Origin of the sequence: Nocardia sp. 852002-51101_SCH5132738 (assembly GCF_001665695.1) — a bacterium.
Lineage (GTDB): Bacteria > Actinomycetota > Actinomycetes > Mycobacteriales > Mycobacteriaceae > Nocardia > Nocardia nova.
In genome coordinates this window covers 31,425-43,873 of sequence record NZ_LZML01000041.1, presented here as the reverse complement: position 1 = coordinate 43,873, position 12,449 = coordinate 31,425, and the positions used below count along the sequence as shown (strand labels likewise).

The window sequence follows — 12,449 nt, the reverse complement described above, 5'->3', positions numbered from 1 at the left end:
TCAGTCGAGAAGTCGGTCACCGCGTACGGCATTGCCCGCCGCGGCCAGATGGTCCGGAAGAACCCGCCCGAACAGCTGCCGGGTGCGTTCGACCGCCCCCACGATGCCCGGGCGGTCGCTGTAGGCGAAGATCGCGCTGTGGCGCTGGGTGGTGCCCTCCACCGGCGAGACCCGGTGCAGGGAGAAACGGCCTTGGAACAGTTGCAGATCGCCGGGGCGCAGCGTGAGCCGCCGGATGAAGGAGTCGCCCGATCCGGTGAGCACGGCCCGCACATCGGCCAGATTCTCCGCTTCCGGCGTCCGGATGCGCGGGCAGTATTCGAAGACACCGCCCGCATCCGGTTCCTGCGTCAGCATCGAGACCGTGAATTCGTTGGTGTCGAAATGCCACGGATGCGACATGCCGGGCGCAACCACGTTGAGACACAATCCCGCCAGCGGATCGGTGTATTCATGCAGCTGTGGCAACCCGAAGCATTCGGAGACCAATCGCTGGAACGCCGCGCTCGTGTAGAGCACCTGGATCACCGCGGTGGGCGGGATGAGATCCCGCGCGACGAAGGCGTTTCCACGCTCGAGCACGATCGTGGCCGGATGGTCGGGAGGCAGGTCGCTGTCGAGCGGAATGTTGTACGCGTTGACCTTCTCGACCGTGTAATAGGCGTGCGGAGCGAGCTCGGCGCCCTCGTCGCGCAGCGTGGCCAGCAGATCGGGGCGCACGAATCCGGGCAGGACGGTGCAGCCGTCGGCGGCGAGGTCGTCGCGCGCTCGGCGCACCACCTCGTCCCACCGGGCGCTGCCGGGTGCGTCGAGCGGATAGCGCTCGGTATCGACGACGGCAGCGAGGGCCGGACGGGCCGCCGCCGCGTCGACCCGTTCCGAACTACCTTCTGCCCCAGCTGTTTCGCCGTCCCGGCTCGGTGCACCCACGTTGCCACAACCCCCTGTCGCCGCCATGAAGATCATTGTGACCTGCCGGGCGCCATTACACAGCAGATTCCCGGATATCATTGGGAAACCTCACAAACCCTCGAGTAACCATGTGCGCCAGCGATATTCGCCACCACAACGTCGCGCGGCGCGCCGCTGCCGGTCCGGCCGCCGCGCGCGGACGGTAGGGTCGCGAGATGGCGCCACTGCGGGTGGGCACCGTGCCGACCACCTCCGACGAATTCATCGGCCGCGAACCGGAACTGGAACGGCTGGCGACCCTGCTCTCCGGGCCCGCGCGGCTGATCACGGTGATCGGCGCGGGTGGTCTGGGCAAGACGCGCCTGGTCACCGAGGCCGTGCACCGGTTGCCGCGGACCGGCGAGGGGCGCGTGCACTGGGTGCGCCTGGCCCGGCTGGCGGCGGGCACCGACGCGGCCGGAGTCGCCGACGAGGTGGTCCGCGCGGTCGCCGACCACGACTTCTCCGGGCGGGCACCGTGGCCGGCGCTGATCGAAACCCTCGATGCCGGCGCCACGCCCCCGGTGCTGGTCATGGACAATTGCGAGCACGTCACCGAGGGCGCCGGTCAAGTGATCGCCGAACTGATCGAGACGGTGCCGGGCCTGAGGGTCCTGGCCACCAGCCGCCGCCCCATCGGCTGGATCGACGAACAGCTCCTACCGCTTCCACCGTTGACCCAGCGCCAAGCCGAGGAGTTGTTCCACCGGCGCGCGGCGCTGACCGGTACCGTGCTGAGCCCGGACACCGCCGAGACGGTGGCATCCATCTGCCGGCATCTGCACCACTACCCGCTGCACATCCGCCTCGCCGCGGCGCGGTTGCGGCGGCGGCCACCGGCCATGATTCTGCGCGATCTCGACGGCCGCGCCGGCGACACCCGTCTGCATTGGCCGCCCGCCACTGTGATCGGCGCGGATGCCCGGCATCGCGGTATCACCGACGTGATCGCGTGGTCGTTCGAACTGTGCGATGCGCGGGAACGGCTGCTGTTCGAGCGGATGTCGGTTTTCGCGCCCGGATACGACGTCAATCCGGCCGACGCCGAGGACGATCCGAGTCTCGAGGTGGGAGCCGACCTCGACGCGATCGTGGCCGTGTGCGCCGGACCCGACGCCGCGGCGGAGCCGGCCGCCGCCGACATCGAGGAGCTGCTGGAACGGCTGGCCGACCAATCGCTGGTCACCGTGCATGTGAGCGCCCGCGAGGTGCGCTATTCGCTGCTGGAGAGTCTGCGGCTGTTCGCCCGGGAGCGCCTGGCCGAACGGGATCCGCGCGAGCCGCGGCGGCTCGCGGACCGGCACCGCCGCTACTACCGCGACCGCATCACGAGCACCGACGACGGCGACGGCCGATTGCCACAGTGGGCGCGGGCGGCGTGGGACAACCTGCTGGTCGCCATCGATCGCAGCCTGGACTCGCCCGACGACGCGGTGGCCGGGCTGGAGATCGCGTTGGGAATGATCGCGTTGCACGTCCCCTTCTTCCGGGGTTCGTTGCGCGAATCACGGCGCCGCGCCGAGAAGACGCTGGCCGCCGCCACCTCGGCGCCCGAGCCGCTGCGGATCCGGGCGATGGCGACGATCGCCTGGATCTGCCTGTGCCAGGGCCTGCCCGAGGAGGCCGAGGCGTTACTCGATCGCTGTGTGACGGCCGCGGTGCCCGACCCTGCGGCACGGGCCCGAGTGGCCGCCGATCCCACCGCCGACATTGCGCTCCCGGCGCCGGTGGCCTTCACCCTCGGCTGCCGGCTGATGCTCGTCGACCAGGATGTGCGCGCGCTGGTGCTGCTGGCGCGCGCCCGCGAAAAATTCACCGCCGCAGCGGATTACGGGCATGTGGCGATCAGCGCGCTGTTCGAGGCACTCGCCGCCGCCTTCCTCGGCACCTCCGAGCAGGCCCTCGCCGTGACCGCCCGCCACCTCGAGGCGGTGTCGGATTCGGGCGCGGACTGGGCGAAGTCGTGGGCCGAGATCGCGCGGATCATCGCCGACACCCTGCACGGCGACGCGCGGCGGGCCGCCGCGGCCGGGCCCGCCACCCTGGCGCGCCAGGTCCGTCCACGCGCGGGCATGGGCACTGGCGCGGCTGACTCTCGCCGCGCCGCCGGCGGCCGCACCGCACACGACGGCCGTGGAGATCGCGCGGCTGCTCGGCGCCGCCGCGGCGCTGCGCCGCCGGCTCGGCGTCGACATCGCGCAGCTGCGGCCCTTCGTGGCGGAGACCGACCACGCGGCGGACGGAATCCGGCGGCTCGTGGGTGCGCACACCTTCGACGCGGCCTATCGCGAGGGAACCGAGGTATGCACGACACTGCGGCAGATCAGCCGGCTCGCCTGTGACATCGCCGTGCCGGACGAGTTCGCGGTCGCACCGCACGCACCGGAATGGGATCTGCTGACTCGGGCCGAGCAGGAGGTCGCCGCGCTCGCGGCGGCCGGGTGGACCAACAGCGCCATTGCGGACCGGCGGGGTAGTTCGGCGCGCACGGTGGACGCCCAGATAGCCGCCGTCCTGCGGAAGCTGGCCGTCGCGTCGCGCGCCGAAATCGCACCACTGGTGCCACCCGAGCGGCGCGTCGGCGCCGACCACCTACCGAGGCCACGCCGACTCCGCGCCGTGCCCGCACCGGCGAACTCGGTGGTGCGGGTCAGCGGACGCCGGCGTGAACCAGGGCAAGCTCGTCGACGGTGAGGCCTACCAGGGATTCGCGGAATTCGAGTCCGGGCCGCGCCGGGACCGCGATCTCACACGGCACCACCAGCACCCGGCATCCGGCGGCCAGTGCGGCGGCCGAGCCGGTCGGCGAATCCTCCACGGCCACACACTCTTCCGGGGCGACACCGAGCAATCGCGCGGCGCGCAGATAGGGATCGGGCGCGGGTTTGCCGCTGTCGACCTCGTCGCCGCAGACCGAGACGTCGAACATGTGACGGCCCAGCGTTTCCAAGCACAGCTCGGTGATCGACCGCTTGGTGTTGGTCACCAGTGCGGCCGGCAGGCCCGCCGTCCGCAGCGTAGCCAGTGCGTCCTGGGCACCGGGCCGCCACGGGATGGGCCCGGCCATCAGTTCGGTGACCCGGCGCTCCAGCCACTGGCCCGCCGCCAGCATCGCCGCCGGGTCGAGCTCCAGGCCCAGGCCGTCGAAGAGGATCCGCAGCGCGTTGCGGGCGTCGGCGCCGATCAGCGCGTGCCGGATGGCGTCGGTCATCCGGCCGCCGAGCTCCTCGGCGAGTTCGCGCACGCCGATATCCCAGAGCTTCTCCGAATCCAGCAGGGTGCCGTCCATATCCCACAGCACGGCGGCCACAGTCACCCGGAGCTCTCCTTCCGATTCCGCATCAGGTTCCCGACGCGGTGATGAGCATCCGGCCGGTGGCCGTATCCACCGTGAACCAGCGGCTCTCGGAGGTGACGGTCCCGTTCTTCAGCGTATAGGTGAGCGTCGCGACCGCCCGCCCGGGACCGCTCTGGGTCACCCCGCCGACCCGCACCGACGACACCGTCGACCAGAAATTCGAGTACTGCGCGTAGCCGCCGGTCTGGGACTGGTACGACGGTGCCAGCTCGGCCCACGCGCCGCTGGTGTTACCGGGCAGCATGCCGTAGTAGCCGGAGATGAAGCTCGCGATATCGGCCGGCTGGGCAGGGCCGTAGGGCGCGCTGGTTCCGGGCGGGGCCGGCCGGGTGGCGCTCGCGCCGGGCGCCGGGGCGCCGCTCGGCGCCGGGCCGGGCGGGACCTGGCCGCTGGGCACGGGGCTGCCGAGCGACGCGCTACCCCCCGCACCGTTGGATGAGGATCCACCGGGCGCGTCCGGGGTCGCGGCGCCGGGCGGCGCGAAGGCGGTCGCCGAGGGTTGCCCCGGCGCCGAGGTGGTGCCGTCCCCCGCCGCCGCGGTGTGGTTGTCGTCGGACCCGGACGTCGCCACCAAACCGATGATCACCGCGACGACGAGAACGGCGGCAGCGGCGACCGCCCAGATCCGCCGATCGCGCAGCGGGCCCGGTTTCGGTTGCGGCGCGGGCGTTTTCGCCGTGGATCCGGCACCCGCGGGGGTGGGCGCGGGCGCTGTCTTCTCGGGAGCCGACAGCACCGTGGTCGCCGCGGCGTCGGCGCCCGGTTGCGGCAGCACCTTGGTGGCCGCGGGAACCAACGCCGCCGATCGGCCGTCGGCGACGGCCTCGAGCGCCTGCTGCGCCTCCCGCATGGTCGGCCGGTCGGCGCCGTCGGCGGCCAGCAGGCTCATCAGCACCGGGCCCAGCGATTCGGCGCGCTTGGGCTCGGGCACCTTGGCACTGACCACCGAATGCAGCACCGCCAGCGGGTTGTCGCCCTCACCGAACGGCGGCGCGCCCTCGACGGCCGCATACAGCGTCGACCCCAGCGCGAACACGTCCGACGCCGGCTCCGGATCCTCACCGCGCGCGATCTCCGGCGACAGATACGCCGGAGTGCCGGCCAGGAAGCCGGTCGAGGTGACCGTGACGTCGCCGACGGCCCGCGAGATCCCGAAGTCGGTGATCTTCACCGTCCCGTTGTCGGCGACGAGGATGTTCGCGGGCTTCACGTCCCGGTGCACGATGCCGGCGTCGTGCGCGGCGGCCAGCGCCGCGGCGACCTTCGCCCCGATCCGGGCCACCTCGCGCGGCTCGAGCGGCCCCTTGTCGCGCATCAACGCCGCGAGGCTCTGCGCGTCGACGTATTCCATCACCAGCCAGGGCTGGCCATCCTCCTCCGCGACGTCGAAGACGGTGACCGCGTTCTGATGGTGCAACCGCGCCGCGATGCGTCCCTCCCGCATCGCGCGCATCTTCGCCTCGAGCGCCTGCGCCTTGGTCAGCCCGGGCGCCAGCAACAGCTGTTTGACCGCGACGGTGCGCCGCAGCCGGACGTCACTGGCGCGCCACACGACCCCCATGGCTCCACTGCCGATGGGATCGGCCAGTCGGTACCGCCCGGCGATCAGCCGATCTGAACTCATGGTGTCCAACCCCTCCTGCGCTCACACGCCGAGCCGCCTTGCCACTCTGCGTGACGCCCGGAAACGCCAAAATCCTACGCGTTGAAGTATTTTGCTTCCGGATGCAGCAGGACGAAGGCATCGGTGGACTGTTCCGGATGCAGCTGCAACTCCTCCGACAGCGACACGCCGATCCGGTCCGCCTCGAGCAGCGACACCAGTTTCGCGCGATCCTCGAGTTCGGGGCAGGCCCCGTAACCGAAGGAGTAGCGTGCGCCACGGTAGCCGAGTTTGAAGTAATCCGTCACCTCGGCGGGGTCCTCGTCGGCGACCGAATGTCCTTCCAGCACAAGCTCTTCGCGAATCCGGCGGTGCCAGTACTCGGCCAGCGCCTCGGTGAGCTGCACGCCGATGCCGTGCACCTCGAGGTAGTCGCGATAGTTGTTCGCCGCGAACAGCTCGTTGGCGAAATCGGCGATCGGCTGGCCCATGGTGACCAGCTGGAACGGCAGCACGTCGACCTGTCCGCGCTCCACGGCCAGCTTCCGCGAGCGCACGAAGTCGGCGATGCACAGGAACCGGTCGCGCTGCTGACGCGGGAAGGTGAACCGATAGCGTTGCGGCGCAGCGGGGTCCGGCTCGGTGAGAACGATCACATCGTCCCCCTCGGATACGGCCGGGAAGTAGCCGTAGACCACTGCCGCATGCTGCAGCACGCCCTCGGTGGACAACCGGTCCAGCCAGTACCGCAGCCGCGGGCGGCCGTCGGATTCGACCAGTTCCTCGTAGCTCGGCCCCTCGCCGCCACGCTGCCCGCGCAGACCCCACTGCCCCAGGAACAGCGCGCGCTCGTCCAGCAGGCCCGAGTATTCGCCCACCGCAAGACCTTTGATCACCCGCGTGCCCCAGAACGGCGGCACCGGCACCGGCAGATCGGCGGCCACGTCCGAGCGTTCGGGCACCTCGACGGGCACCTCCTTGGCGCGCCGTTCCGCCGCGATGCGCTTGGACCGCTCGTGGCGGGCCTTGCGCTCGGCGGCCTTGGCGCGTTCGGCCTCGGCGTCGGGACTGTCCGAATCGCCCGCGCCGCCACGCTTGCGGGTCATGATGTCGTCCATCAGGCGCAGGCCCTCGAACGCGTCGCGGGCATAGTGCACATCGCCGGCGTAGACGTCGGTCAGATCGTTCTCGACGTAGGCGCGGGTCAGCGCGGCGCCGCCCAGCAGCACCGGGAACTGGTCGGCGACCCCGCGGGTGTTCATCTCCTCGAGGTTCTCCTTCATCACCACCGTCGACTTGACCAGCAGACCGGACATGCCGATCACATCGGCCTTCTTGTCGGTCGCCGCGTCCAGGATCGCCGAAATCGGTTGTTTGATACCGAGATTGACGACCTCGTAGCCGTTGTTCGACAGGATGATGTCGACCAGGTTCTTGCCGATGTCGTGCACGTCGCCCTTGACCGTGGCCAGCACGATGCGGCCCTTGCCGGAGTCGTCGGTGGCCTCCATATGCGGTTCCAGGTGCGCCACGGCGGCCTTCATCACCTCGGCGGACTGCAGCACGAACGGCAGCTGCATCTGACCGGAGCCGAAGAGCTCACCGACGGTCTTCATCCCCGACAGCAGCGTTTCGTTGATGATCTGCAGCGGCGGCACCTCCTGCATGGCCGCGTCCAGATCCTGCTCCAGCCCGTTGCGGTCGCCGTCGACGATGCGCCGCTCCAGGCGTTCGAACAGCGGCAACGCGGCCAGTTCGTCGGCGCGGGAGGCCTTGGCCGAGGCGGCCGACACGCCCTCGAACATCGCCATCAGCGTCTGCAGCGGGTCGTAGCCCTCGCGGCGGTGGTCGTAGATCAGATCCAGCGCCGCGGTGCGCTGATCCTCCGGGATCCGGCTCATCGGCAGGATCTTCGAGGCGTGCACGATCGCGGAATCCAGTCCGGCCTCGACACATTCGTGCATGAACACCGAGTTCAGCACCTGCCGCGCGGCCGGGTTGAGGCCGAAGGAGATGTTCGACAGGCCGAGGGTGGTCTGCACCTGCGGGTGGCGGCGCTTGAGTTCGCGGATGCCCTCGATGGTCTCCAGGCCGTCGCGCCGCGACTCCTCCTGGCCGGTGCCGAGGGTGAAGGTCAAGCAGTCGACGATGATGTCGCTCTCGGCCAGCCCCCAGTTGCCGGTGATGTCGGCGATCAGGCGCTCGGCGATCTCGACCTTCTTCTCCGCCGTGCGAGCCTGGCCCTCCTCGTCGATGGTCAGCGCCACCACGGCGGCGCCGTGCTCGGCCACCAGGCGCATGATCTGCTGGAAGCGCGAATCCGGCCCGGCGCCGTCCTCGTAGTTCACCGAGTTGACCGCGCACCGCCCGCCCAGATGTTCCAGACCGGCCTGCAGCACCGGCGGCTCGGTGGAGTCGAGCATGATCGGCAGCGTCGAGGCGGTGGCCAGCCGGCCCGCCAGCTCGGCCATGTCGACGCTGCCGTCGCGGCCGACGTAGTCGACACACAGGTCCAGCATGTGCGCGCCGTCGCGGGTCTGGTCCTTGGCGATGTCGAGGCATTTCTGCCAGTCGCCGGCCAGCATCGCGTCGCGGAATGCCTTGGAGCCGTTGGCGTTGGTGCGCTCGCCGATCATCATGATCGAGGCGTCCTGTTCGAACGGCACCGAGGTGTACATCGAGGACACGCTCGGCTCGTGAGCCGGATTGCGTTCGGCCGGAGCGACATTCGTGACCGCGTCGGCGACCTCGCGGATGTGCTGCGGGGTGGTGCCGCAGCAGCCACCCACCAGCGCGAGGCCGAATTCGGTGACGAAGCCGTGCAGCGCGCTCGCCAATTCGCCCGGGGTGAGCGGATATTCGGCGCCGTTGGCCCCCAGCACCGGCAGGCCCGCGTTCGGCATCACCGACACCGGCAGCTGGGCGTGCTTGGACAGATGGCGCAGATGTTCGCTCATCTCGTCCGGGCCGGTGGCGCAATTGAGACCGATCATGTCGACGCCGAGTGGCTCGATCGCGGTCAGCGCCGCACCGATCTCACTGCCGACCAGCATGGTTCCGGTGGTCTCGACCGTGACGTGGGTGATGATCGGAATGCGCCGCCCGGCCCGTTCCATGGCCCGGCGGCTACCGGTGACCGCGGCCTTCACCTGCAGCAGGTCCTGGCAGGTCTCGATCAGGATGGCATCCGCGCCGCCCTCGAGCATGCCGAGCGCGGCCTCGGCGTAGGCGTCGCGCAGCGCGACGAAGGGGGCGTGGCCCAGGGTGGGCAGTTTGGTACCGGGGCCCATCGACCCCAGGACGTAGCGGGGCGTGCCGTCGGCGGACGGGCCCATCTCGTCGGCGACCTCGCGGGCGAGCCGGGTGCCGCGCTCGGACAGATCGCGGATCCGGTCGGCGATGTCGTAGTCGGCCAGGTTGGGCAGGTTGCAGCCGAAGGTGTTGGTCTCGACCGCGTCGGCGCCGGCCTCGTAGTAGGCGCGGTGAATGCCGCGCAGCACGTCGGGGCGGGTCTCGTTCAGGATCTCGTTGCATCCTTCGAGGCCACGGAAGTCGTCGAGCGTCAGATCCGCGGCCTGCAACATCGTGCCCATCGCACCGTCGCCGATCACGACACGCCGGGCAAGCGTGTCGAGCAACGTGGTATCGAACTCGGCGCGGGAGGACACAGACATGTACCCCAGAGTAGTGGGCGGCCCCGACAATCCTGACCACCGGACCGGGCGGCCCGTGCCACATCGCTCCCGACACGCGGTATCCCGCAATATGCGGTGAACGACACCGCCGCCACGCCGTAGGCTGACCGGGTGAACCCCAGTGCCTCATCCGATCCGGCAATGCCGACGTTGCGTGATCCGGTTCTCGTCGCCGCCTTCGAAGGCTGGAACGACGCGGCCGACGCCGCCAGCGGCGCCGTCGAACATCTGGAACTGATCTGGGACGCCGAACCGCTGGCCGAACTGGATTCCGAAGACTACTACGATTACCAGGTCAATCGGCCGACCGTGCGCCAGGTCGACGGCGTGACCCGCGAGATCCAGTGGCCCTCGACCACGCTGTCGGTGTGCTCACCTCCCGGTAGTGAGCGCGACATCGTGTTGCTGCACGGCATCGAGCCGAATATGCGCTGGCGAGCGTTCTGCTCCGACATCATCGAACTGATCGAGCAACTGCAGGTCACGACGGTGGTGATTCTGGGAGCACTGCTCGCGGACACGCCGCACACCCGGCCGGTCCCGGTCACCGGCACCGCCTACAGCAAGGAAGCGGCCGAACAGTTCAGCCTGGAACAAACTCGCTACGAGGGCCCGACCGGCATCACCGGCGTGCTGCAGGACGCGTGTGTGCGAGCGGGCGTGCCGGCCATCTCGTTCTGGGCGGCGGTTCCGCACTACGTCTCCCAGCCGCCGAATCCGAAGGCGACCATCGCGCTGCTGCGCCGGGTCGAGGACGTGCTCGATATCGAGGTGCCGCTGGGCGAGTTGCCCGCGCAGGCCGAGGACTGGGAGTCCGCGGTCGACGAGATGACCGAGGGTGACGAGGAGGTCACCGAATACGTGCGGTCGCTGGAGGAGCGCGGCGACGCCGCGGTCGACCTCGACGACGCGATGGCCAAGATCGATGGCGATGCGATCGCCGCGGAATTCGAGAAGTATCTGCGCCGGCGAGGCGGCGGCAAGGGCGGATTCGGCTTGTAGCCGGTGGCGGCGCCGGACACTCGGCCGGCGGACGGGTCCCGCGGACGCGTGTCCGGCGACAGCCGCGCGCGGTCAGGTCTCGATGGTCAGCACCTGGGCCTCCGCGTCGTGAGCCAGTTTCGCGATCAGCACGTCGCGCGGAATGGTCTGGCCCGCAAGATGATCGAGGGACGGAACCACCACATGGTGTGCCTCGGCCCGCTTGAGCTCGGCCGTGAGTTCGGCGAACGCGGTGCCGTCACCCTGGGTCGATTCATGGAACGTCGCGGCGAAGCAGAGGCCGACTTCGCTGGCCAGGGTGCACATCGCATCCTCCAGCTCGGCGGCGTGACCGTCGGCCAAATCGTCACGCACGTATCCATAGATCAACGCTTCCACCCGAACCTCCGTTTGGATGTGTAAGGGACTCGCTGTTCTGTTGTGGATCACCTGCTAGTGGATCACCTTCTGCGGACGGGAAAACCGCCCGAATCGAGCATCCGTCATCGGCAAATGCAATTGCAGATGTCAATGACGGACAACCGCGTGCCCTATTGGGTCCAACTCGCGTTAACTGGTGGGATACTACAGACGTGGCCGTGAGTGACGATCGACCCGTCTGGGCTGTCAGGATGCGCTCCGAACGCGACGCCCGGGGGTGGTCCCAAGCGGATGCCGTCCGTGCGATGCGCGCGAAGTCATCCCACAACTTGCCGACAGACAGTACCCTCCTACGCAATTGGCGCCGTTGGGAATCGGGCGAGTCGCGCCCGGACGATTTCTACGCGCCGGTCATCGCGGCGGCGTTCGACACCGTCACCGCGGCGTTTTTCCCCAAGGCGCGCCCGAATCGGGACGACGAACTTTTGTCGTCAACGGGAATGGACACGCTCGAGTTCATCGGCCGGCTACGGATGTCCGACATCTCCTCGGCCACACTGGATGCCATTCGCATCACCGCCGAGCGGCTGTGCTGCGAATATCCCTTCGCCGACCCGCACGAACTGCATACCGAGGGCACCGCGTGGCTGCGGCGCATCACCTCGCTGCTGGACGGGCGGCTGACCCTGGCCCAGCATCGCGAGGTGCTGGTCCTCGCCGGTTGGGTGGCGTTGCTGGTCGGATGTGTGGACTACGACCTGGGCCGGCGCACCGCCGCGGAGGCGACCCGCCGCGCGGCCCTGTCACTGGGACAGGAGGCCGACCATCCCGAAATCGTCGGCTGGGGTGCGGAAATGGCGGCCTGGTTCGCCATCACGCAGGGCAACTACCGCGGTGCGATCGAGGTGGCCGAGTCCGCCCTGGACAACTGCCGCGGCATGGGCGTCGGCGTGCAGCTGGCCGCGCAGCAGGCCAAGGCGTGGGCCCGCATCGGCGATCGCGAGGCGATGGAACGCGCCCTCGAGCGCGGCCGAAATATCTTGCGGCAATTGGACAATCCGGCAAATCTGGACAACCACTTCGTGGTCGACGCGCAGAAGTTCGACTTCTACGCCATGGATTGCTGCCGGGTCGCCGGTGACAACCGCCCGGCGGAAGCCTATGCCCGCCAGGTGATCCGCAGCGCCACGGGCCTCGACGGTTCGGTCCGTCAGCCGATGCGCGTATCCGAGGCACAGCTGACGCTGGCCGTCGTAGCGGTCCGCGATCGCGATCTGGAGCTCGCGGTCGACGAGGCGATGCGGGCGTTCGAGGGCAAGCGCCGCTCGCTGCCCTCACTGCTGTGGATCGCGGGCGAGGCGGCGCGGGAGATGATCGAACGCTATCCGTCCGATCCCCGCACTCGCACCTACCTCGAGCAGCTGCGGGTCCTGTCGATGAGCTGAGCGGATTCGCCTGCGCCGCTGAATTGCACGATGCC

General features: G+C 69.6%; 9 protein-coding genes. 4 read left to right on the top strand and 5 right to left on the bottom strand.

Going from position 1 to position 12,449, the window contains the following annotated elements; all coding sequences use genetic code 11:
* On the bottom strand, positions 1-957 hold the full coding sequence (locus tag A5789_RS06260) for an arpA protein (protein WP_227462890.1): 957 nt from the start codon (positions 955-957) through the stop codon (positions 1-3).
* 170 nt (positions 958-1,127) lie between these two features.
* On the opposite strand from A5789_RS06260, the gene A5789_RS06255 reads away from it, so the two are divergent.
* Together A5789_RS06255 and A5789_RS37220 are read left to right on the top strand one after the other, a co-directional pair.
* Entirely contained in the window at positions 1,128-3,293 is a 2,166-nt protein-coding gene (locus A5789_RS06255) for an AAA family ATPase (protein WP_064923011.1), read from the top strand.
* Positions 3,208-3,645, top strand: coding sequence for a helix-turn-helix transcriptional regulator (locus A5789_RS37220; RefSeq protein WP_064901895.1), 438 nt, complete (start codon positions 3,208-3,210; stop codon positions 3,643-3,645). Before A5789_RS06255 ends, A5789_RS37220 begins: the two co-directional genes overlap by 86 nt.
* On the opposite strand, the gene A5789_RS06245 is transcribed toward A5789_RS37220, so the two are convergent.
* The 3 genes from A5789_RS06245 to metH form a co-directional block, all read right to left on the bottom strand.
* Positions 3,602-4,267: an HAD family phosphatase gene (locus A5789_RS06245; protein ID WP_227462889.1), complete on the bottom strand. Its 666-nt coding sequence runs from the start codon at positions 4,265-4,267 to the stop codon at positions 3,602-3,604. The two genes, A5789_RS37220 and A5789_RS06245, sit on opposite strands and share 44 nt — an antisense overlap.
* 25 nt (positions 4,268-4,292) lie before the next feature.
* Positions 4,293-5,933, bottom strand: a complete 1,641-nt coding sequence (locus tag A5789_RS06240; protein ID WP_064901894.1) for a serine/threonine-protein kinase — start codon at positions 5,931-5,933, stop codon at positions 4,293-4,295.
* Positions 5,934-6,007: 74 nt separating this feature from the next.
* Complete coding sequence (gene metH, locus A5789_RS06235; protein ID WP_064901893.1) at positions 6,008-9,586, bottom strand: methionine synthase; 3,579 nt, start codon at positions 9,584-9,586, stop codon at positions 6,008-6,010.
* Positions 9,587-9,748: 162 nt separating this feature from the next.
* On the opposite strand from metH, the gene A5789_RS06230 reads away from it, so the two are divergent.
* Complete coding sequence (locus tag A5789_RS06230) at positions 9,749-10,609, top strand: PAC2 family protein (protein WP_210743458.1); 861 nt, start codon at positions 9,749-9,751, stop codon at positions 10,607-10,609.
* Between the two features lie 72 nt (positions 10,610-10,681).
* On the opposite strand, the gene A5789_RS06225 is transcribed toward A5789_RS06230, so the two are convergent.
* Positions 10,682-10,987, bottom strand: coding sequence for a hypothetical protein (locus A5789_RS06225; RefSeq protein ID WP_062965122.1), 306 nt, complete (start codon positions 10,985-10,987; stop codon positions 10,682-10,684).
* A 311-nt stretch (positions 10,988-11,298) separates the two neighbouring features.
* On the opposite strand from A5789_RS06225, the gene A5789_RS06220 reads away from it, so the two are divergent.
* Positions 11,299-12,414, top strand: coding sequence for an XRE family transcriptional regulator (locus A5789_RS06220; RefSeq protein ID WP_227462888.1), 1,116 nt, complete (start codon positions 11,299-11,301; stop codon positions 12,412-12,414).
* Positions 12,415-12,449: the final 35 nt, after the last annotated feature.

Bases quoted from the DNA above. Each gene is read 5' to 3' on its own strand.
- A5789_RS06260 (WP_227462890.1), bottom strand. From the start codon at position 957: ATGGCGGCGACAGGGGGTTGTGGCAACGTGGGTGCACCGAGCCGGGAC.
- A5789_RS06255 (WP_064923011.1), top strand. From the start codon at position 1,128: ATGGCGCCACTGCGGGTGGGCACCGTGCCGACCACCTCCGACGAATTC.
- A5789_RS06240 (WP_064901894.1), bottom strand. From the start codon at position 5,933: ATGAGTTCAGATCGGCTGATCGCCGGGCGGTACCGACTGGCCGATCCC.
- metH (WP_064901893.1), bottom strand. From the start codon at position 9,586: ATGTCTGTGTCCTCCCGCGCCGAGTTCGATACCACGTTGCTCGACACG.
- A5789_RS06230 (WP_210743458.1), top strand. From the start codon at position 9,749: ATGCCGACGTTGCGTGATCCGGTTCTCGTCGCCGCCTTCGAAGGCTGG.